The sequence below is a fragment of the Mesorhizobium sp. WSM4840 genome, from assembly GCF_055811755.1.
Genome location: NZ_JBVVQD010000050.1, coordinates 1 through 21,740 on the forward strand (window position 1 = coordinate 1; position 21,740 = coordinate 21,740).

The window sequence follows — 21,740 nt, forward strand, 5'->3', positions numbered from 1 at the left end:
CATCGGCGGGGGGCTGATTGGAGCTGGTTGGTTGGGCTGCTCATTTTATGAGGGCCGGTTTAGATGTCGTCGTCTATGATCCAGCTGCCGCACGGGAGACTTTTCTGAGGGAATACTTAGCCAAGGTAATGCCGCAACTTGCCGAACTGGGAATGGCACCAAGCGCTTCGCCTTCACGTGTACACTTTACAGCCAACATGGAGGAGGCCCTTGAGGGTACGCACTTCGTTCAGGAAAGTGCGAACGAAAACTTTGACGCGAAGAGTGTTCGGCCCTTTTTGTGCAGCCTCGGGCCACTGACCATGATGGTCGGTGGACCGGGCCCACATCAAGCTGCTGCGCTGCGCTGCGCGTTGAATCACTCAGGTTCTCCCGATACTCGGCCTGACCGGATCTGCATCACTGATGTTGTTCTCTCCTGCCCAAACTGGACGTCATTTCGCGCGACCGTCGGTTACCCTCGAAACCATCGACGAACTCTGGTCGGTCGTGGCCAACTGCCTTGCAGCCTTCACAGCCGAGGAATACAGGCCTTATTTCAAGGCAGCCGGCTACGCTCTAGTCCCTATGATTGCCGGGCCTGGGGGCGGCCCGTCATCCGATATCCAACGGTACGAGGGTTAAGCCGGCTGGCCGGCGCAGAGCCTCATGCATAGGAGACGGGCCACATGGAACATATCAGATTTGTCGGTTTGGATATTCACAAGCAACGGATCTCGGTCGCCGTGGCGGAGAGCGGACGCTCCGGATCGGTGGAATGTCTCGGCGAAGTTGCCAATGACGCTGATGCCAGTTGCAAGCTGTGCGATCGTCTCAGGCGCTCCGGCAAGCCGCTGGCGTTTTGCTATGAGGCCGGCCCATGCGGTTACGGCGTTCATCGCCAACTCACAAGCCTCGGCCATCGATGCGACGTGGTGGCGGCGTCGCTGATTCCAAGGAAGCCCGGCGATCGGGTGAAGACGAACCGCCGCGATGAGACCATGCTCGCCCGCCTCAATCGGGCCGGTGAGTTGACGCCCGTCTGGATGCCCGACGCCGATCATGAAGCCATGCGCGACCTGGTCCGGCAACGCAGCGTCGTACGACAAGTGGTGACGCGAGCGCGGGCAAGCTCAGACGCGGGAGCCAGATCCAGGGCGGGCGACCGCGCGTGCGCCGTGCCCTCTACATGGCAGCGCTGGGCGCCATCCGAGCCTGTGAGCGCTTCAGAGCTTTCTACAGCGCAATCGCAGCCCGCTCAGCGTCAAAGAAGCTGGCTATCATTGCCGTCGCTAGGAAGCTCCTCGTCGTCCTCAACGCCATCATTCGAGATAAAAAAGCATTCGCATGAACACAGTTTGCCATGCCGGTCGGCGCTGCCTCGGCTTCCAGCGAGATTGGCGGGAACGACTGTTTTGCGGGGCGCTCTTTAGTGTTGGTCGCCTCCATCGCGGATCGAGATGATGATGATATTGAAATTGCGTTTGACGGGGCGGGCGCAGATGATCATCAGATGGAAGCAACAATGCGATTGGTTTGTTCACACCAACATCTTCGGGGAGCTGTGAACCGGTCGCTCCAAAAAATGAGAAGTGGAGGAGAACTGCGATGGGCAAATGGGCGACAATCAATAGCCACAAAAATCCGACGCTAGTTTCGGCCGCGGTCCGCAGCAAAAGCATCCTGCTGACCTTCATGGTCGCAGCGAACTAGGCATGAAAATGCGCCATTTGGCCAACCGCAGACTCGCCTCGAGCTCGGACCTCCGGGGTCCCGATCGAACGATCAGGACGCTGCCATCATTCGAAAACAAGCGCAGCGATCAGATAGCAGATGTCGCGGTAGCGGGGCAAGCGCCAAAGTCGGGAATAGGATTGATGCTGGGCACGGACGATACCTTTGTGAAGTTTTCCGATGTTCAGAAGACGTACGATGGCAAAACGCTAGTCGTCAAAAAACTCAATCTCGACATTGCTCGGGGAGAGTTTTTGACCATGTTGGGACCCTCTGGTTCTGGCAAGACGACGACCCTTTTGATGCTCGCCGGCTTTGAGGCGCCCACTCAGGGCCGGATTCTTCTTGAGGGGCGTCCGATCGATAACCTACCACCGCACAAACGCGACATCGGCATGGTGTTTCAGAACTACGCGCTTTTTCCGCACATGACGGTGGAGGAGAACCTTGCCTTCCCTCTCAAGGTTCGGAAACTCGGTAAGATGGAGACCGAGACGAGGATCAAGCGGACATTGGACATGGTCCGGCTTGGCGCATATGGCAAACGTCTGCCGGGTCAGCTCTCGGGTGGTCAGCAGCAACGCGTAGCGCTTGCCCGCGCCCTCTGTTTTGATCCCAAGCTGGTGCTGATGGACGAGCCGCTCGGCGCGCTTGACAAACAATTGCGCGACCAGATGCAACTCGAGATAAGGCATATCCACAAAGCTCTGGGCGTCACCATTGTCTATGTCACACATGATCAGGGTGAGGCGCTGACCATGTCGGATCGCGTTGCGGTATTCAACGATGGGCTCATACAGCAACTTGGTTCGCCAGCCAACTTGTACGAGCAACCGCAGAACGCGTTTGTTGCGCAATTTGTTGGAGATAACAACCTACTGCGCGGCCAGGTGGTCTCATTGGAGGGTACAAACTGCACGGTAGAGATATCAGGTGCGGGCAACGTGCACGCCCTTGCGATCAATGCCGACCCCGTCGGTCGGCCCGCAGTGATATCGCTGCGCCCGGAACGAGTAAAACTGAATCCGGCGCCCGGTTCCCTACCAAATATCTTCAATGCCCGAGTCGAGGAGGTGATCTACCTGGGCGATCATGTGCGAATCCGTATCTCGGTTGGCGGCCATGATCTCGTGATCAAGCTGCCCAACTCCGATAGTGGGGTGCAGATTGATCCAGGTGCCCAGATCACAATTGGCTGGAAAGTCCAAGACTGTCGGGCGCTCAGCGCCGGATGACTGCCGGGAAATCGAATCTTTAGCACGCCTCGGATGCGAGGCCAACCAAGGGGAAAGTGATGAGAAGCCCAGTATTAAGTGTGAGAGCTCTTGCGGTGATTGGATTGGTCGCCGGTTCGTTTGCTATGACGAAACCGGGTGCAGCGGCCGAAGTCCGGATTGCCTCTTGGGGAGGGGCAATGCAGCTGGCCGAACGACAAGCCTGGTACGAACCCTTCTCCAAAGAGACTGGTATCGCGGTCGTTGAAGATGAGTACAGTGGCGAAGCCGGCAAGATTCGGGCTATGGTCGAGTCTAAAACTGTAACGTGGGATGTAATCGATGGATATAATGTTTGGGTCAACCAACTATGTGACGAGGGCCTGCTAGAAAAGATAGACTGGACCAAGCTGGGACTCGATCGTTCCAAGTTCTTAGACGGGGAAAAGTATGATTGCGGCGTCCCCTCGGTCTTAACAAGTGGCGTTATTGCATATGATAAAGATAAGCTGGCGGACGGCCCGAAAACCATCGCCGACCTGTTCGATACACAGAAGTTTCCGGGCAAGCGCGGACTTCAGAAGATTCCCGAAACTAATCTTGAATGGGCACTAATCGCCGACGGCGTACCCGTGCAGGATGTTTATAAGGTCCTTAGTACGACGGAAGGCGTGGACCGGGCCTTCAAGAAGCTCGATACAATCAAGAAGGACATTGTCTGGTGGGAGGCATTCGCGGTACCCCCGCAACTTCTCGCAGACGGCCAGGTTGTGATGACCTCCGCTGCTAACGGCCGTATCTTCGACGCCAACAAGAACTCCGGTAAGCATTTCGACATCATGCGGGACGCCCAGATTTGGGGAGTGTCAAACATCTGGGTCATTCCGGCGGGCACACCACGGTTGGACGAAGCATATAAATTCCTCGCCTATGTGGCCTCAGCTCAAGTACAACCCATGCTAACAAAATACATCCCATACGGGCCCGCAAACAAGGACGGAATGGCGCTAGTTGACCCCGATGCTTTACCCTACGTTTCGAACGCTCCCCAGAATCTGGTCGGTGCTTTACAGACTGATCCAAACTTTTGGAATGACAATGGCGTCGAACTAAATCAGCGCTTTACCGCTTGGCTTGCCAACTAAGCGCGATTGCCGGGAAGGACTTCCGTTCTTCCCGGCACATGACCCATGAACTCGGAGGGGAACCGATGGCTACGGCAATAGCTAGAAGCGCCGGCAGCGGGAAGGATCTTGTGCTGCAAGCGCAGCTTCAGCGTTCAGTGCGCCGGCGCAAGCTAGGGGCACTTGCGCTAGTACTGCCACTGCTATTGTTCCTCTTAGTAACATTTGTATTTCCGATCGCCCGGATGATGTTCAACGCAGTCTATGATGAGACAATGCTGGAGCTGATGCCACGAACGACGGCTTCGCTAGCTGCCTGGGATGGAAACGACCTTCCCGATGAGCAAAGTTACGCTGCTCTTGCCAAGGATCTAAAGGATGCGTGGGAGCACAGGACGATGGGCCAAATCGCCGTGCGAATGAACTATGAGCTATCAGCCACTGGAAGCCAGTTTACGTCCAGCGCCCGAAAGGCGAGCGCCCTTTTGGCCGGTCCCTACAAGGCAGCGCTAATCGAGATAAGTCCGCTTTGGGAACGTAAGGACGTCTGGAGCCTCATTAAGCGCGGAAGCTCGCCTTATACCGCGTACTATCTGTTACGCTCAGTCGACTACCAATATGGACCCGACAGCCAAATCATGGCTACACCACCGGAAACCGCGATCTTCCGCGCCGCTTTCCTGCGTACACTTGGCATAAGCCTTGCCGTAACCGCCGCTACGCTTCTTTTAGGCTTTCCGGTAGCTTACCTTTTGGCGACGTTGCCGCCAAAATCCAGCAATCTGCTAATGATCATGGTCGTCCTGCCATTCTGGACCTCCATGTTGGTGCGAACGGTCGCGTGGGTCGTCCTCTTGCAGCATAACGGTGTTGTAAACCAGGCGCTGATGGGATTAAATATTATATCGCAGCCCGCAGATCTTATTTATACTCGGTTCGCAGCAATTGTTGCAATGACCCAGATCCAATTGCCTTTCACACTACTTCCAATCTATAGTGTGATGAGGACGATCCCGCCGAGTCATATTCGCGCTGCACGGTCACTAGGTTCCGGTTCGTTCTATGCCTTCTGGAGAGTTTACTTTCCTCAGACACTACCGGGTATTGCCGCGGGATGCCTGCTGACCTTTATCCTATGCCTTGGTTACTACATCACTCCGGCTCTGCTCGGCGGTCCAAGCGACCAGATGATCGGGTATTACATCGCTAACTATACGAACAAGCAGCTAAATTGGGGCTTGGCTTCAGCGCTCGGCGCAATCCTTCTAGTTGCAACGCTCCTCCTTTACTACGTCTTTGATAAGCTGGTGGGCGTTGACCGGTTAAGAATGAATTAGGTGAACTCATGTCTGCTTTTGTCTATGCTTCCCCGGCCGAAAAGATTTGGTATTACTCGCATCGATTCGTCTGTGGCGCGGTGCTACTTTTCCTTGTAGTGCCAATTGTGGCGGTGATTCCCCTCTCATTCAATTCAGTGCCTTTCTTCACTTATCCGATGTCTGGATTTTCATTCAGCTGGTATGAGGAGTTCTTTGTGTCATCTCGATGGCAGGGCGGCTTGCAAAACTCGATATTTGTCGCTGCAGCGGCGACGCTACTATCGACCGTTTTGGGGACGCTGGCCGCACTCGGACTTAGCCGGCCAAACTTCCCCTGGCGTACGGCGGTGATGAGCATAGTGATCTCACCCATGATCGTGCCGACCGTCATCACGGGAGTGGCAGTATATTTCTTTTACGCGTACGTGGGTTTAGTAAACTCTTATATCGGTTTAATCTTAGCACACACGACGATTGCTACGCCGTTTGTAGTAATCACCGTAGGCGCAACCCTAGTCGGCTTTGACAACTCCCTCGTTCGTGCGGCAGCTGGCCTCGGTGCGCCACCGGCCACAATCTTTTTTAAAATTGTTCTGCCGCTTATACTTCCTGGCATGATTGCTGGTTCCCTCTTTGCCTTCGCGACCTCCTTCGACGAGGTTGTGATCGCACTTTTCATTGCCGGCCCCCAGCAGCGGACTTTGCCCCTGGTGATGTTTTCGGGAATCCGAGAGCAGATTAGTCCAACCATCCTCGCCACTGCCACCGTATTGGTTTTGTTCGCCATCGCAATGCTGACCACAGTTGAGCTCTTGCGTAGGCGCTCAGAGCGCCTACGCGGTATTCAGAACACTTGATGGGCAAATGTTGTGCTTTCATTTTTCCGCGCGGCGCCGGTTCGAATTGGCTCCGCCGCGTTAACTCGGTGAAAGCGTTGCGAGGTGAGCCGCGCTCGCGAATTGTGCGCGCAACCCGTATAGCTCTCAGCTCGGGATTTAAGGTCACGCGATACGCAGATAGCCGTCAAAGTTCGCGATCAGGGGGGCGATGGCGACGGTGATCGGATTGTTGGCGAATTCGCGACTGCGATCGGGCGAAGTGGTCAGGCTTGATCGTTCCGACGGTGATCTGGTCAGCAACAGTTTGGGGATAGAGAGCGACGCCCCGCAAGAGGCGTGGGCAATGCCCTTGTTGTTGCGGGTCGGCGTGCTGAAAGTTGCGGACGGCCTCAACAGGCAACAGGCTACCGCTGCGGTGATAGAGCGGCGCGCCCCCAAGCGACAAGAGAGGGCTTTCTGCAGTCCTTCGGCGAGGGGCCACGAAGCTTTCGCCCCCGCGAATGACATACAGTCTTAGAGTCCTCTCTGATTGGGGTCGTTTTGGTCAAGATGCTCCTGCACTTTTTTCTGGACCGTTCCGTGGGTCACTCGCTTCTCTTCGCGGTCAGCGCTTGGGCCGCAGCATGATGGGGTCAGGAGAGCGAGGCGTCTCAATCTGTTTCACGACCTTGCCGCGCTTGGGCCGGCAGGTTCGGGACTCTCAACGAGATCGCCTCGCCCATCGTCCCCAGGAACGATCCGGGCATCGCCCTTTCGGGCGAAGGCTTTGTTCGTGTTGCTTGCTCCTCGATCTGTCTCAGTTCACGCGGCCAGGTGAACAGGCTCCTTTCCAAAGCGGAACTCGGTCGCGTCGGCCCACATGCGATGCAGAATGACGGCCAGTTTGCGGGCGACCGCGACCCGGGCTCGTGCCATGCCGCGCCGCCTGGCGATGTTCATGCCCCATGCTCTGAGGCTCGACCACTTCTTCGATCGCACCAGCAGTGTGTGGGCCGCCTCATAAAGCGCGGTGCGTGCAAGTTCGTCGCCGCATCGGCTGACCTTTCCCTGGATGTCGGTTTCGCCGGACTGGTAGCGTGCCGGCGTCAGTCCCAGATGCGCCCCCACCGCCTGCGACGAGCCGAACCGCTCAGGCCGGTCGATCGTGGCGCGGAAGGCGAGCGCGGTGATCGGCCCGACGCCCGGCGCGCTCTTCAGTCGCCGGCAGACTTCTTCATTGCGGACGATGTCGAGAACCTGCTTCGTCAGGCGGGCGAACTCTCTCAACATGACACCGAGGATTGCAAGCAGCGGCTCGACCATCGACATCACCTCGGCGTCAGCGCCCGTCAACTCACGCACGCGGCCGGCAGACGCGCTACGCGACGGCAGGCCCAGCTTGACGCCGGCCTCGCGCAGGATCGCCCGCACTACGTTCTCGATCGAACGCATCTCGTTCAGCACCGTGCGGCGGGCAACCAGCAACGAACGCCACAGCCGGCACTGCCTGCTCTTGATATGCACCTGCCGATACCAGCCAGTGCGCATGATCTGCGCCAGCGCGCGGGCGTCATTGCGGTCGGTCTTGTTGGGCATCGTCTTCATCGCCGCGTTGGCCTGCCGGGTCTCGATGCAGGTCGCCGGCAAGCCTTCGGCGTGCAGTCCATCGTGAAGCCAGGCCGTCAGCGAGCACGCTTCCAGGCCGATCCGCTCAAGCGGCAAGCCGGTCCCCTTCAGCGCGTCACACAATGCCTGCGGATCGCTCAACGCTCTCGCCTCCTTCACGATCCGGCCAGTCTCGTCGACAATGCAAATAGAGGTCTCTTCCAAAGACACGTCCAGTCCGGCAAAGTACTTCATGGCTGCTCCTTCCAAATGTTTGTGGCGACTCACATCGGCCACGTTTTCACATTTCGACAGGAGCAGCCGTCATCATCTGGCTCGGTCGAGACCCCAATCACCCCATCTGTTTTGAAATTCAGGGATGTCTGCGTGAACGGGTTGCTGCCTATCCCGGCCTTAGCGGTCGGCGGCTCCTGCGAGAACTGAAGGATCGTGGGTACGCCGGTGGCTACACTACCGTCGCCTGCGCGGCGGGCGCTTTAGCTCTCGCAATGATCTCTTCGCTAACGTGGCAGCAACGGCACTGGCCTTGGGCGGCGCAGGCTGGGCAACCGCGTGGGCGGGAGTTGGGGTTAGCGTGCAATTGGCTAGTCCACGTTGGGTGGTAGGGCGCACAATCTCGATTTACTATGCATTGATAGATGGTGGCATCGCGGCTGGCAGTTGGGGCTGGGGAACTGTTGCTCAGAACCATTCCCTGTCCTTAGCGTTGGGAAGCTCTGCAGGCGCTCTGCTGCTAGTCGCGGGGGCGGGTGCCTCTTTCCCCTTACGCGAGCGGCGCAATTCCGAGCCTGACGTTAGATGCATTTGACGCCCGTGCAATCGCGCTTTCTCTGAAGCCACGGAGCGGCCCTATAGTGTCAAAACTGAGTATGTCGTGTCTGAGGAAGATGCCGAAGCATTCGTTGAACCAATGGGGAGCGAAGGCATTACAAAGTCGTATCGGTGCCCGACATTGGACACTTCAGCGCAAACTTCAGAAACCCATGCAATGGACCGAAAGTGTCGCACCCCACTTGGACAGATTATCTTCGGATTAATTATCGCCTTACAATAGCAGATAAAGAGTGGGAGAACCGGTTCATCCGTTTGTATATCGGAGAGCATCCACCATATGACGCTTTCTATTGAGCGATCTACAAGTGCGTATGCCAAAACGGAGCAAGCCTCTCCTTTTCTTCCACGCCTTTAAACGTACGTAGCCAATGTCAAGTCGTTTAGTTCAGTCAGATTCACTGGGTCTTCATCACGGAAATGACGAAGCGCGCGCAGTGTTGTTATGAATTTCGGCATGGCACGAGAAGGCGCTGTCCGCTTTGTCAAGCGCCCTCCGAGATCCGTCTCGCTGCACCTGTCTCCCACCCGGGATTGGTATACCGGCCCGTTAGAACATGTCTCGCCCCATCCCACGATGCGGTTATCGGCAACGATTGTGACCAGCGTGATTTCGACGTTGATCGATGGAGCCCGCGCCATCCGATATGTTCCGCCCTGGACCGGCAGGGGCAGTAAACGTTGATTTCGGTGATCCGCATGCAAGCCTCAGTGTTTTCATGAAAAGGGCCAATCGCATGTATCCCCGGGGATGACCGCACCAAGTCCTGCAATTCTTCAGCCTGAAAGGAATGCGCCACCATCCACTATTACAACCTGGGCGGTCATGTAGGACGCGCCTGCTGCGAGAAACGCGATGACTTCCGCATAGTCTTCAGGCTGACCGACACGCTGGAGCGGAACAGTAGTTTGCGCGTACTCCTCTTGATCCCCAAAATAGCATTCCCAAGGGGAATTTACCGCTCCGGGCGCAATTCCGTTGACCCTCACCCGAGGCGCCAAAGCCTTGGCCAAATGTCTAGTCAGGTGAACCAGCCCGGCTTTGGCGCAAGCATACGCGGTGCTGCTAGCGGTGCACTCGAATGCGCCTGTCGATACCGTATTGACCACTGCGCCATGGCTCTCGATGAGAGCGGTACGAGCAGCCTTAGTCATCCAGAACGCACTCAGTAAATTAACGTCGAGCATCTTCTGCCAGAAGGCGGGTGTAAGAGCATCAAAATCATCCACGGGGATTGGCGATTTCGTACCAGGTGCTCCAGCATTGTTGACGAGATAATCAAGTCCGCCAAGCACTTCCAATGCAGATGAGACAACCTGTGCCGCGGAGTCTGGCTTGCTGACATCTCCCGGTACGCTGTAAACGTCAAGACCTTCGTCTCTCAGTTTAGCGACTTCAACGCTCAGCTTTTCGTTTGTGCGTAAGTCATTGATCGCGACTCTAGCGCCAGATCTTGCTAGTTTTATCGCAGTGGCAAGACCAATGCCGGATGCCGCTCCGCTGACGATAACCTTTTTATTTCGTAAATCAAAGTTTATCATATGTGTCATCCTAGTTGTACTTCATTTTGTGCTGCAGCACCGCTATAGGCGCCCCGCCCGGCAGAGGCAGGTCAGTCGCTGTTGGCGAGAGCCAGGATCTCGTGGGCGCGCCGCACCACTGGCGGATCAACCATCTTGCATTCACGAGAATGCAGACAGTCCACGCGTGGCGGCATCGTTTTCCGTCGCAACGGCGCGAAGGGCCCACTCGAGTTCTTGTGCGCTTGGCGAGAAGGCCTCATTGAATATAGCCACCTGTGTCGGGGATCGCCAATTGGTGGGCGAAGTCAGCACCTTCTGGCCAAAATTATGCGTCAGTTAGAATAGGTGTTGCCAATATAAAGTCCCGAACGGCCCTATCTCTTTTTGAGATGGAGGGCAATGCGGGCTTGGGGCCGCCAGCATTCACATGGCATTCTTAACTGCGGAAAGAATTGGTTTCTCTGATTTTCCGAACAGTGCGCTGGACGAAGCTGGTCTTCACTCCTGCCTTCATTCATAAAATAAGCATAACCGATCAAAACCGTCCGGCCGCACTCCGTGCCCAAAGATAAGGCAGCCGGAGCGGGAACGGACCTCCTCGCGATCGACGGCTAACTGGGAAGCGTTCCCAGCGATCACCCGCTCCTACGATAGCCTTCGACAAAACCTGGGTTGACGTTGACGGTCTTTGGGAAGGACCAATCTCCTTCTAGGACCGCAGTGTGTGCGAGTGTTGACCGGCCCGAGACATAGGTGACGATTTGTACCGGACACAATGGGTAACACTTTTGGCTTTTGGCCGGAGGTGTTGATGCCGTGGAAAGAGTGTTCGGTGATGGAGGAGCGACTTCGTTTCGTGGCCCGCCTTCTCGACGGAGAAGGCATGAGCGATGTGTGCCGGGAGTTCGGCATCTCGCGTAAGACTGGCTACAAGATCTTCAACCGCTACAAGGATGAGGGCCTTGAGGCCCTGACGGACCGCTCGCGGCGGCCGGTGCGCTACGCCAACCAGCTTCCCGACCAGATCGAGCGGCTGATCGTGGAGAGCAAGCGAGAGAAGCCGCACTGGGGCGCCAGAAAGATACGCGAGCTGCTGGTGCGCAAGCTCGCCGGCGAGGTGCGTATCCCGGCCAAGAGCACCGTTCATGCCGTGCTCGACCGCCACGGCCTTGTGAGCCAGGCCCGCAAGAGGAACCGGGCGAGCAAGGCCGTGGGCACGCAGCTGTCACAGGCGACGCGGCCCAACGATCTATGGTGCGCCGACTTCAAGGGCGAGTTCAAGCTCGGCGACGGTCGCTACTGTTACCCGCTGACAGTCACCGACCAAGCTTCGCGTTATCTGCTGGCCTGCGAAGCGCTCGAATCGACGAAGGAAGGGCCGGTCATCGAGGCCTTCATCCGCCTTTTCAGGGAATGCGGCTTGCCGGCCGCCATTCGCTCCGACAACGGCCTGCCCTTCGCTTCGCCCAATGGCCTCTACAATCTCTCCAGGCTGTCGGTCTTCTGGCTCAGGTTGGGGATCGCGATTGAGCGCATCAGGCCCGGTCACCCGCAGCAGAACGGCCGTCACGAGCGCATGCATCTGACGCTGAAGAAGGAAACGACCCGGCCGCCGGGCATGAACATCCTGCAGCAGCAGGCAAGGTTCGAGGCTTTCGTCAACGAATTCAATGAGGAAAGGCCGCACGAAGCGCTCGACATGAAGGTGCCGGCCGAACTCTACACGTCCTCTTCAAGAGCCTATGAGGGCCTGCCGGAAGTGGCCTACCCCTTCCATGATCGCGACGCTCTCGTCACCGCCTGCGGGCGAATCTGCATGCACAGAAAGAAGATCAACGTCTCCACCGTACTCGCCGGACAGAGGCTCGGCATCACCGAGGTCGACGACGGCATTTGGCTCTTGAGCTTCATGCATTATGATCTCGGATATATCGACCTGGAACAGAGGACCTTGCAACCAATCGACAACCCGTTCGGCACGAGGTTGTCACCCATCTCTTAGGTACAATCTGTTACCTATGTCTCCTGTAGTGCACCCCGATTCTGAGACACGAAAAGGGTAACAGTTCTCCATTAAGGAGAGCTGATGAGGAAAGAAGACCCGGGGCGGCGGTTCAGTCGCGAATTCAAGATAGCGGCGGTGCAACGCATGGCTGCGGGCGCCAATGTGAGCAAGTTGGGCGCGCAGGGCGGAGCGGTCGCATCCGGCGGACGCTCAGCCCGATTCCGGTGGCCGGATACCAACATCGTGCTCTTCGCCTGGCAGATTGTGATCGCACCGTCAAAGCAAGCGTCGACCAGTTGACCCCGTCGGAGCGGACGCGGCTTGTCGACGTCATGACAGCGCGCCGTTGACGCTCTGGCTGACCGAAGACGGATTGCCGATGCCAATGGCGTCGTGGGAAGCCTTGTTCACGCGAGCCAGCGAGAGGATGCCTATAGCGCGACGATCAGGATGAGGTGCGCCAGGCCAAGCTGGCGAGTTCCAGCCGGTGCAAGTCCGGCCCGGGTAAGGGGTAGCGTCCGCCCGGTAGTGAGTGTTGCGGCGTGGGAGGTGACGACCACGGCTAAGCGTACACAGCAATCGTGTGGGGTGTGGGAGTGAGCCACGATAGTGATAAGATTGTAGGCCGAGACGTTCTCATCCGTCGAAGGCAATATGTGCGGAACCGCTATGCGAAGTTCCGTCGCCCTGCCGGGGTCTAGGGCCACATCACGCACGAAAGGAACGCGTCGGAACCTGGGAGATCTCCTGCCCGGCCGGGCGGCGTCCAGCCACACCGGTCACGCATCGAGAAGGCGAGGAGCCGTACCCGATGATGAACGGACAGGAGAAGTCTGACTCCGGTATAGTAGCTGTGAAGCCGACGAACAAAACCGGGCGACCGGTGGCGGAGTTGGTGGAGCCAAGGCCGGAGACCAAGGGGAATGCGGAACAGCAACACGTGCACCGGACACAGAGCCGGGCTCGCATGTCCCAGTCGCTGGACCGTACGGAAAGCCGCAAGGCTGAGAAAGAAGGACCGGTTCACCGCGCTCTTCCACCATATCAACGTCGACACGCTGCGGACGGCGTTCTACGCGCTTAGGCGCAAGGCCGCCCCCGGGGTGGATGGCATGACGTGGCAGGACTATGAGGCAGACCTCGAGCTCCGGCTCAAGGATCTGCATGAACGGGTTCAACGGGGAGCGTACCGCCCGCAACCGTCTCGCCGGACGTTTATACCGAAGGCGGGCGGCAAGCAGCGGCCGATGGCGATTGCAGCCCTGGAAGACAAGATCGTCCAAGGGGCAACCGTTATGGTGCTCAACGCCATCTATGAAGGCGACTTCTGCGGTTTCTCCTACGGGTTCCGACCCGGAAGAGGGCCGCACTATGCATTGGATGCACTGTGCTTGGCGATCGACAAGCGGAAGGTGAACTGGATTGTAGACGCCGACATCCAGAACTTTTTCGGAAGCGTCAGCCAGGATTTCCTGGTCCGCTTCCTGGAGCATCGGATCGGCGACAAGCGCATCGTCCGCCTGATCCCGCAAATGGTTGAAGGCGGGCACTCTCGAAGACGGGATCGTGACTGTCGATGACAGGGGAACGGGTCAGGGCTCGGCGAGCACTCCCTGAACGCAAAAGGTAACTTTGAGTTTGACCGGTCGATTTCGCTCGATCGTTCTCGTTCTGTGCTTGATTGTCGTCTTAAAAGGTAATATGTATATGTCATATGCCGCGCTCGACGGATTTGCAGAAGACCGAACGGATCAATGCTGCCCATGGGTTGCTTGCGCGTGGGCTGAGCGTGGCGGAGGCAGCCATGGCGTTGTCGCGCCAATTCACCATGTCCCAACGTCAGGCCTATCGGTATATCGAGGAGGCGCAGGCGATCGGCCGTCCGGTGCCGGTGACCGAGCCCACGACGGCAGTGACGTTCAAGCTTCCGCCCAGTTTGGTCGACGCGATTCGAGCGCGGGCGGCGGCGGAAGGCACGACGATCAGCGCCATGGTGGGTCGGGCGCTTCGGGCGTTTCTCGGCGAAGCCGACCATGGCTGACCGGCGGGAGGGCGATGTTCGCAGCGTCCTTCTCGAGCCTGTCTTTGACCGCCTGCTGCCGGCCAAGTTGGCACAGGTCTACGGGATTGCGGAGCGGGTTCGCATCGTCGGCGCGGGTCCGCGGGTAAGGGAGGGAAGCGATGACGTGCGCAGCGATCTATGCCCGGGTGTCCTCCGATCAGCAGAAAGAGGACAACACGATTGCCAGCCAGACGGCGGCGCTGGTCGCGTACGCCCGCGAGCAAGGGGTCAGCGTGCCGGATGAATGGATCATCGAAGACGCGGGGTTCAGCGGTGCCAGCCTGGCGCGGCCGGGGCTGGAGAGATTGCGCGACCTGGCGGCCGAGGGACACATCCAAGCTGTCTTGATCCATTCCCCGGATCGGTTGAGCAGAAAATATGCTTATCAGGTTCTCTTGATGGAGGAGTTCGCTCGCCGCGGTGTCGAGACCGTCTTCATCAAAGCGCCGCACGCCGACAGCCCGGAAGACCAGCTGATGCTGCAATTCCAGGGCATGATCGCCGAGTACGAACGGGCCCAAATTCTCGAACGCTCGCGGCGCGGCAAGCGCCACCGGGCCAGGGCCGGCGAAGTCTCCGTGCTGTGTGGGGCGCCCTACGGCTATCGGTATATTCGTAAGACGAATGACGCGCCGGCGCGCTATGAAGTCGATGCAGCCGAGGCGGAAGTGGTGCGACTGATGTTCGAGAACTATACGGTCGGCGGCCTGAGCATTGGCGCCCTCGCCCGCCTTCTCAACGAGATGGGACTGCCGACGCGCCGGCGCCTCACCCGCTGGGAACGGTCGGTGGTGTGGGGGATGCTACGCAATCCCGCCTACAAGGGAACGGCCTGCTTTGGCAAGACGCAGGTCGCACCGCGGCAGAAGGTGACGAAGCCGTTCCGCTTGTCGGGCCGGGCGGGCTTCAGCGAGAATACCAGCCAGCACGCGCGGCCGCGCGAGGAATGGATCGAAGTGCCCGTTCCCGCCATCGTGACGGAAGAAACCTTCGCCTTGGCGGCCGAACGCCTGACCGACAACAAGCGCTTCGCCCCGCGCCGGACCATCGAACCGAGCATCGTGCAGGGGCTGGTGTCCTGCCGCAAATGCGGCTACGCGCTATCACGCACATCGACCCGTACGTCGGCGCGCAAAATCCACTACTACCGCTGCCTCGGGGCGGATAGCTGGCGCCATCTCGGCGGATCCGTATGCGACAGCCGGCCGATCCGTCAGGATCTGCTCGATGAAGTGGTATGGCGGGAGGTGATGCGCTTGATCGAGGACCCCACGCTGATCCGCGCCGAGCTCGACCGGCGTCTTGACGCGGCCCGTGCGGCCGAGCCGACGAAACGGCGGCAAGAGGCCCTCGAACGGGAACTCGTGCGCGTCAGCAAGAGCATGGAACGGCTGGTGACCGCCTACCAGGAGGATCTCCTGTCGCTGAGGAACTGCGTCGTCGCATGCCGGAGCTGCGTGCCCGCGAGCTGGCCATGCGCACCGAATTGCAGGCGATCCGCGATCAGGCCGCCGATCGCATGACATTCCTGCGTCTCGCCGAGACGCTGACCGCCTTCCTCCAGAAATTACGGGCATCGGCGCAATCGCTGGACGTCAGCGACCGACAGAGGATTGTCCGCTTGCTGGTCAAGGGCGTCTTGGTCGACGACGATACCGTCATCATCCGCCACTCGCTCCCGATGCACACGACGATACCGCCGTCCGGCAACGCGTCATCGCCTTCCAACGGGAAATCGCGAAGACTGATTCATTATGCACCCCCTTTTCAAATGGCGGAAAACAGCGATTCCTGGTTGTCGTCGTGGATGCGACGCGGAGTATTGCGCGCCAAATCGGCCTTGATCCGTTCGTCTTCGAGGTCGCTGGCGCGAATCTGGTAGGGCGCGCCGCGCATGACCTGCTCGGCGGGCAAGAGGCCATCCCTGATGAACCGGCGGATTTTGACGTGCGACACGCCGAGCTTCGCGGCGGCATCCGACATGGTGAGCCACTCGCCATTCTTGTCGGAAGAGCGATAGCCGCTGATCTTGTGCACCGTGCGCAGCGATTGGACGCGACGCGCGGTCCAGGTCTTTCCCGGACCGGTCTCCATGCCCATGCGGTTGAGTGTGGCAGCGAATTCGGCATCCGACCACCGGGTTGCCATGGATCGCATGATCGCCAGAGCCTCCTCAGGCGTACGCTGGCCATGCTCTCCGGATTTGGGCTTGCGAACCCGTACCTGCGAGTGCTGGCCTCCGTGCCAGTGGATGGTCAAGATCACGTCGCGCGCATCGTCATCGACATCCGCCACGATGTCCTTGATGAGCGCGCGCAGCAGTTGCTGACGACAGCGCATGTCGACACCCGGCGCATTCCAGGTGGCCTCGAGATTCTGGGCGAGGCCGGTGAAGTCCGGAACCGCGTCGACAGGCTCCACACGCTGGACTTCGCTCAGGCGGGCCTCGCAGGTCTCCACGCGCCTGAGCGTGGCTTCCCAACTCCTCTCGAGCTGGGCCGCAATAAGCCGGTTCTCCGGGTCGCAAGCGGCATAGCGGCGCTCGGCGAGAGATGCCTCATAGCGCGCCTGCTGCAGGTCCATCTCGATCATCTGCCGCCGCTTGGCTTCGCTCTCCAGCTGCATCCGTTCAGCCTCCAACGCCGCTTCGATCGCCATCGGCGCAACCGCCTTCAGCGCTTCGCGGGTCACCGCCGCGTCGGTGCGAAAGCCGTTGAACGACATGCATCGCGCCTGTGCCATCATGAGGTTGCCGCGCTCGCAGCGATATACCGGATAACCTTGGCCGCGTCCGGCATACATGACAACCAGTCTTCGCCCGCATCGACCACAGGAGATGAGACCCGGGAGCAGCGCGCGACCGCCGCGGCCCGACTTGACGCCGCCGGCTTTGCCATAAGCGTTGGCCGCGAGCAATTCCTGGTTCCGTTCGTACTCGCTCCATCCGATGTAGCCTTCGTGATGGTCCTTGAGCACAACCGCCCACTCGCTAGCCGGCTTGTAATGGCCATAGCTCTTGCGAACGCGGCCATCGACGATCTCAGTGCGCTTCTCGCTCTTACCATAGACATAGGCGCCGGCGTAGAATGGGTTCTTCAGGATCGAGATCACGTTGCGGTGGCGGATCGGAACCCAGTCGAAGGACACCATCTTCTTGCCGTCGGAGGGTCTGGGGAAATGCACGCCATCGTCGATCATCGAGATCAGGACCTGGCGCGCACTGCCGAGTTCGCGGAAGCGCGCGAATATCAGGCGAATGGTCTCCTGCAGGCGCATGTCGGGATCGAACCCGAGACCGTAATCGCGGTGCCAGACATAGCCGAAGGGCACGGAGATGCGCAGTTCCCCGCGCTGTGCCTTGGCGCGGGCGGCCTCGTACATGCGGGCACGCAGCACGCCGAGCTCGAACTCGCTGATGCTGCCCTTCATACCGAGCAGCAGGCGGTCGTTCGGCAATCCCGGATCATAGACTCCGTCCAGATCGATCACGCGTGCATCGACTTCGCCGCACAACTCGAGCAGCCGATGCCAGTCCGGCCCGTTGCGCGACAGGCGGGACGCCTCCAGGCAAAGCACGGCGCCCACATGGCTGGTGCACAGATCGTCGACCAGGCGCTCGAAACCGGGACGCTCCACAGCCCCGCTTGCGGTTCGTCCCAGATCCTCGTCGATCACCTCTACTTTGCGGAATCCCCAGCGCCGCGCGACGTGGACAAGCTCATATTGCCGACGCTGGCTCTCAAGGTTGAGCTGGACCTGCGCCTGAGTGGACTGACGCACATAGACGACGGCCTTGCGCTTGAGGACGGCAGTCGGAATCAGATTACCGCTCGTCATCGCAGCTCTCCTCCTACGCAGTTCGCACAAGCTGCTGAGCGAGTTCGGGATATTGCGCAAGCGCTTGGGGCCAGCACCTGTGGGCGAGGGGCTATTGGGTGGTGAGCAGCGGGAACGTGACCGACGAGATGTGGGTCGAATACATCAATAACCAGACGCCACCGGAGCCTGACGACAACTTCAACGTGACGTGAGTTCGCGCCCTGTCCGCCGAACGGCGGACCGATCCGGCCTTAAGCCGTAACCTGAAGCCACCGCCTTTACAGGCTGTGTGGAAACGATTGGAGGCTCCGGTTTGACCGGAGCCTCTTTTGGGTGTGCCAGGCATGGCGTTGATGTTGGAGGTGTAAGTCCTTTGCGGGCCGGCTGAACGGAACCGCTAGCCAAGGGCAACTGCGTCGCCGCGAGGCGGGGTGGGGAGGAAGCCGGAGGCAAAACTCGGAGCTGACGAACAGGAACCGGATATAAGGCCGGTGCGAGGGGGTAACCGGGCACTGGACCGGGATGCCCGATATTCAGACAGACATGCGCACAGGTAAATCCGGCGGCGCCGAGTGAAGGATCAACGTCTTACCCTGGGAGATCTCCCGGCCTCTCCGGACGATCCGGAGTACGGCGGCAGCGATGTCGGCGGATGGGCCGGGAGAACTCAGCAGAAGCCATAGTAGCCTGGGCGACCGGGTGAAGGGCTGAATCCGGTAATCAAGGAGCAAGACTGGGTTCATTCGATGGGTGTGGAGCGGCAGCAAGGCAGCGCAAAGCAGCTGGACCTCTTTGACGAGGCCCTGAAGGCATCGCTGCGCCACGGCGTATCTGGCAAAGGCGGAACCGGCGCTGGGACGATCGAGGAGCGGCAAACACCCACGGCACGGGCCGAGACCCTCGCCTTGACGCGTAACATGATGGAGCAGGTGGCCAGTTCGGCCAATCTGAACCAGGCCTATAAGCGGGTGAAAGCGAACAAGGGCGCGCCGGGGGTGGACGGGATGACCGTCGCCGATCTGCGTGGCTGGATTGCGGATAACCGTGAAGGGCTGATCGTCTCGCTGCTTGACGGCAGCTACCGTCCGCAACCGGTGCGCGGGGTGGAAATCCTCAAGCCCGGGGGAAAGGGAGTGCGCCAACTGGGCATTCCGACGGTGGTGGACCGGCTGGTGCAGCAGGCGATACTGCAAGTCCTGGAACCGCTGTTCGATCCGACATTCTCGGACTCGAGCTATGGGTTCCGTCCGGGGCGTAGTGCGCACGACGCGCTGCGTCAGGCCCGGGAGTATGTGTCTGAAGGGCATCAGATCGTCGTCGATCTCGATTTGGAGAAGTTCTTCGATCGAGTGAACCACGACGTAACGATGTCACGACTGGCACGGCGCATTGGCGACAAACGCCTGCTCGGCATTATCCGCCGCTTCTTGCAAGCGGGTATGCTGGCAAATGGCGTACACGTCGAACGGCAGGAAGGAACCCCGCAAGGGGGTCCTCTCTCGCCGCTGATCAGCAATCTTCTGCTGGACGACCTCGACAAGGAGCTCGAGCGCCGGGGTCACCGGTTCTGCCGCTATGCCGACGATTGCAACATCTATGTGCGGTCACAGGCAGCGGGGGAGCGCGTCATGACCTCGGTGACTGCCTTTCTGGAAGGCGAGCTGCGGCTCCGTGTCAACCGGCAAAAGAGTGCGGTCGCGCCGGTCGGGGAACGCAAGTTCCTCGGCTACCGTCTCAGCAATACAGGCTCGCTTGGCATTGCGCCGGAGAGCCTTGCGCGCATGAAGGACCGCCTGCGCCAGATCATGCGTCGGAACCGGGGGACATCCCTGGAAACGATGATCGCGCAAGTGAGCGCCTTCACCACGGGATGGGTAACGTACTTCCGGCATGCACGAGCCAGTTCGGTTCTGCGCGACCTCGACGGGTGGGTCCGTCGCAAGCTGCGCTGCGCCAGGCTCAAGCAATGCAAACGCACCATGGCGGTCGCCACTTTCCTCCGGAAATGTGGCGTGCCGGAATGGCGCGCATGGAGGCTGGCGCTGTCCGGAAAAGGATGGTGGCGAATGGCCGGCAGCCCGCAGGCTGCAGAAGCCATGACCATCGCATGGCTCGATCAGCAAGGGCTGGTCAGCCTCGCAAAACATCATGCCGCGTTGAACATTGCCGGAAACCGCCGTGGTACGTAGAACGTATGCCCGGTGGTGTGAGAGGGGGGAACCGTGAGGAACCCCCCTACTCGATTTTCAGGTTCAGGCCGCAGCGGCTTTGATGTTGATGGCGCGGAGCATGTTATAGGCGAGGACGGAGAGTGCCATTTCGGTTCTGCTTCCTTTGATGTTCCTGGTGAGGAATCGTCCTCCTGCCATCATCCGCTTGATGGTTCCGAAAGGGTGCTCGGCGGCGCATCGTCGCCTGGCCATGAGATCGGGGGTGGCTCTGGCGCTCATCCGGCCGAGCGCATCCTCGTCCAGGTGAAGCTTAACGAAGCGGCGCTCGGCCGTGGTGCATTGCGGCTTGAGAGTGCAGTTCGAGCAGTCGAGCGACACGTAGCTCACATTGCGCTTCTTCCGGTGCAATTGCTTGCGGACCAGTGTGCGGCCCGCCGGGCAGCGCAATGTGTCGGTGTCGGCTTCGTAGACAAAAGCGGTACGGTCGAACAGCGTGCCATCGCCTTGGCTGTTCACCGACCTGTTGGCCGCAACGCAGGGCGTGATGCCATCCGTCTCGCAGGCACTGGCATGCGCGCCGTTGGCGTAGCCGGCATCGGCAACGACCGTCAGTTCGGCGCGCCCGAGCACATCCCTTGTCGCCCTGGCCATGGGGTGGAGTTGCCGTTTGTCGGTCGCCTCGTCCGTCACTTCGTGGTGGATGATCAGCCCGCTGTCGGCATCTACCGCCGTCTGGACGTTGTATGAAGGAGGTTTGGGGCCGTTGCCCTTACCCATAGGCCTTGCATCCTCCTCGCCTTCAACGAGCATCGTGCGACCTTCATCCTCAAGCTTTGCGGCAAGCCGGCCCAGTTCAGCGCGCCGGGCATGAAGCGCCGTTATCGCCGCAGGCACAGCACCCGGCGCATCGTCCGGCTCCGCATCGTCGGCTTCATCGAGCCCGGCGAGATAGTCCGCGATCCGGCGATCGAGGCGGACGACCTCGTCCGCAATCTCCTTGCGTCCGATGATCTTCTTGCAACTGGCCACCGCCCGGAACTTCGAGCCATCCAAGGCCACCAGCCGCGCCTGGAAAAGACCTGCATCCCGGCACAGCATCACGAAGGCCCGGCATGCGCCCACGATCGCCGCGCCATTGTCGCGGCGGAAGTCAGAGATCGTCTTGAAGTCCGGCACCAGCCGCCGCAACAACCACATCGCCTCGACATTGCGCCGGCATTCACGCTCCAGACGCCGCGACGAACGAACCTCGTTGAAATAGCCGTAGATATAGAGCCTGAGCAGATCACGCGGATCGTAGGCAGGTCTTCCCGTGCTCGCGGGCACCGCCCGACCAAAGCCGAGCCCAACCATGTCCAGCTCTTCGACGAAGGCGTCGATCACTCGAACCGGAGCATCCGCCGACACATAATCATCGATCATCGCCGGCAGCAGGGCTGCCTGGCCACGATCCTCTCCAGCAATGTATCTCATGAAAATGGCCGCACCGTTGCCGATGCGGCCATCATATCTGA

19 protein-coding genes and 2 pseudogenes are annotated in these 21,740 nt (G+C 59.6%); 16 read left to right on the forward strand and 5 right to left on the reverse strand.

The window, feature by feature from the left end:
* The first annotated feature begins 17 nt into the window (after positions 1-17).
* The 7 genes and pseudogenes from AC0L3I_RS34465 to AC0L3I_RS34495 all read left to right on the forward strand — a co-directional run bounded on the left by AC0L3I_RS34465 (position 18) and on the right by AC0L3I_RS34495 (position 6,227).
* Positions 18-656 (forward strand): 3-hydroxyacyl-CoA dehydrogenase NAD-binding domain-containing protein, encoded by a 639-nt coding sequence (locus AC0L3I_RS34465; protein WP_473529895.1) that lies wholly within the window; start codon positions 18-20, stop codon positions 654-656.
* Positions 657-668: 12 nt separating this feature from the next.
* Positions 669-1,076: pseudogene (locus AC0L3I_RS34470) on the forward strand (IS110 family transposase); the annotation flags it as partial.
* 74 nt (positions 1,077-1,150) lie between these two features.
* Positions 1,151-1,330 (forward strand): hypothetical protein, encoded by a 180-nt coding sequence (locus AC0L3I_RS34475; protein ID WP_473529919.1) that lies wholly within the window; start codon positions 1,151-1,153, stop codon positions 1,328-1,330.
* A 526-nt stretch (positions 1,331-1,856) separates the two neighbouring features.
* The gene (locus AC0L3I_RS34480; RefSeq protein WP_473529896.1) at positions 1,857-2,948 is read left to right on the forward strand and encodes an ABC transporter ATP-binding protein; all 1,092 of its coding nucleotides are present in this window, start codon (positions 1,857-1,859) and stop codon (positions 2,946-2,948) included.
* Between the two features lie 179 nt (positions 2,949-3,127).
* A complete protein-coding gene (locus AC0L3I_RS34485; RefSeq protein WP_473529897.1) occupies positions 3,128-4,072 on the forward strand; it encodes an ABC transporter substrate-binding protein in 945 nt (314 codons plus the stop codon).
* A 65-nt stretch (positions 4,073-4,137) separates the two neighbouring features.
* Positions 4,138-5,388 (forward strand): ABC transporter permease, encoded by a 1,251-nt coding sequence (locus AC0L3I_RS34490; protein WP_473529898.1) that lies wholly within the window; start codon positions 4,138-4,140, stop codon positions 5,386-5,388.
* An 8-nt stretch (positions 5,389-5,396) separates the two neighbouring features.
* Positions 5,397-6,227 (forward strand): ABC transporter permease, encoded by an 831-nt coding sequence (locus tag AC0L3I_RS34495; RefSeq protein ID WP_473529899.1) that lies wholly within the window; start codon positions 5,397-5,399, stop codon positions 6,225-6,227.
* 144 nt (positions 6,228-6,371) lie between these two features.
* Here AC0L3I_RS34495 and AC0L3I_RS34500 read toward each other — a convergent pair whose 3' ends face one another.
* A complete protein-coding gene (locus tag AC0L3I_RS34500; RefSeq protein WP_473529900.1) occupies positions 6,372-6,602 on the reverse strand; it encodes a hypothetical protein in 231 nt (76 codons plus the stop codon).
* Between the two features lie 408 nt (positions 6,603-7,010).
* Complete coding sequence (locus AC0L3I_RS34505; protein WP_473529901.1) at positions 7,011-8,048, reverse strand: IS110 family RNA-guided transposase; 1,038 nt, start codon at positions 8,046-8,048, stop codon at positions 7,011-7,013.
* Between the two features lie 271 nt (positions 8,049-8,319).
* Here AC0L3I_RS34505 and AC0L3I_RS34510 point away from each other — a divergent pair, with 271 nt between their 5' ends.
* A complete protein-coding gene (locus AC0L3I_RS34510) occupies positions 8,320-8,622 on the forward strand; it encodes an MFS transporter (protein WP_473529902.1) in 303 nt (100 codons plus the stop codon).
* A complete protein-coding gene (locus AC0L3I_RS34515) occupies positions 8,564-8,851 on the forward strand; it encodes an MFS transporter (protein ID WP_473529903.1) in 288 nt (95 codons plus the stop codon). The genes AC0L3I_RS34510 and AC0L3I_RS34515 overlap by 59 nt, the downstream gene beginning before the upstream one ends.
* Positions 8,852-9,422: 571 nt before the next feature.
* Here the strand turns inward: AC0L3I_RS34515 and AC0L3I_RS34520 are convergent.
* Positions 9,423-10,187: an SDR family NAD(P)-dependent oxidoreductase gene (locus tag AC0L3I_RS34520; RefSeq protein WP_473529904.1), complete on the reverse strand. Its 765-nt coding sequence runs from the start codon at positions 10,185-10,187 to the stop codon at positions 9,423-9,425.
* A 793-nt stretch (positions 10,188-10,980) separates the two neighbouring features.
* On the opposite strand from AC0L3I_RS34520, the gene AC0L3I_RS34525 reads away from it, so the two are divergent.
* The 5 genes from AC0L3I_RS34525 (at position 10,981) to AC0L3I_RS34545 (ending at position 15,759) form a co-directional block, all read left to right on the forward strand.
* Positions 10,981-12,171: an IS481 family transposase gene (locus AC0L3I_RS34525; protein ID WP_473529905.1), complete on the forward strand. Its 1,191-nt coding sequence runs from the start codon at positions 10,981-10,983 to the stop codon at positions 12,169-12,171.
* An 84-nt stretch (positions 12,172-12,255) separates the two neighbouring features.
* On the forward strand, positions 12,256-12,474 hold the full coding sequence (locus AC0L3I_RS34530) for a hypothetical protein (RefSeq protein ID WP_473529906.1): 219 nt from the start codon (positions 12,256-12,258) through the stop codon (positions 12,472-12,474).
* A gap of 623 nt (positions 12,475-13,097) precedes the next feature.
* Positions 13,098-13,754 (forward strand): reverse transcriptase domain-containing protein, encoded by a 657-nt coding sequence (locus AC0L3I_RS34535; RefSeq protein ID WP_473529907.1) that lies wholly within the window; start codon positions 13,098-13,100, stop codon positions 13,752-13,754.
* A gap of 224 nt (positions 13,755-13,978) precedes the next feature.
* On the forward strand, positions 13,979-14,215 hold the full coding sequence (locus tag AC0L3I_RS34540; protein ID WP_473529908.1) for a ribbon-helix-helix domain-containing protein: 237 nt from the start codon (positions 13,979-13,981) through the stop codon (positions 14,213-14,215).
* Positions 14,216-14,355: 140 nt separating this feature from the next.
* The gene (locus AC0L3I_RS34545; protein ID WP_473529909.1) at positions 14,356-15,759 is read left to right on the forward strand and encodes a recombinase family protein; all 1,404 of its coding nucleotides are present in this window, start codon (positions 14,356-14,358) and stop codon (positions 15,757-15,759) included.
* A 244-nt stretch (positions 15,760-16,003) separates the two neighbouring features.
* On the opposite strand, the gene AC0L3I_RS34550 is transcribed toward AC0L3I_RS34545, so the two are convergent.
* Positions 16,004-18,073, reverse strand: coding sequence for a recombinase family protein (locus tag AC0L3I_RS34550; protein ID WP_473529910.1), 2,070 nt, complete (start codon positions 18,071-18,073; stop codon positions 16,004-16,006).
* 16 nt (positions 18,074-18,089) lie between these two features.
* Here AC0L3I_RS34550 and AC0L3I_RS34555 point away from each other — a divergent pair.
* Both AC0L3I_RS34555 and ltrA read left to right on the forward strand, forming a co-directional pair.
* Positions 18,090-18,267 (forward strand): annotated as a pseudogene (locus AC0L3I_RS34555) (transposase); the annotation flags it as partial.
* 534 nt (positions 18,268-18,801) lie between these two features.
* On the forward strand, positions 18,802-20,244 hold the full coding sequence (ltrA, locus tag AC0L3I_RS34560; RefSeq protein WP_473529911.1) for a group II intron reverse transcriptase/maturase: 1,443 nt from the start codon (positions 18,802-18,804) through the stop codon (positions 20,242-20,244).
* 63 nt (positions 20,245-20,307) lie between these two features.
* Here the strand turns inward: ltrA and AC0L3I_RS34565 are convergent, their stop codons facing one another.
* Positions 20,308-21,699 carry an IS1182 family transposase gene (locus AC0L3I_RS34565; RefSeq protein WP_473529912.1) on the reverse strand — a complete coding sequence of 464 codons (1,392 nt, stop codon included), beginning with the start codon at positions 21,697-21,699 and terminating at the stop codon, positions 20,308-20,310.
* Positions 21,700-21,740: the final 41 nt, after the last annotated feature.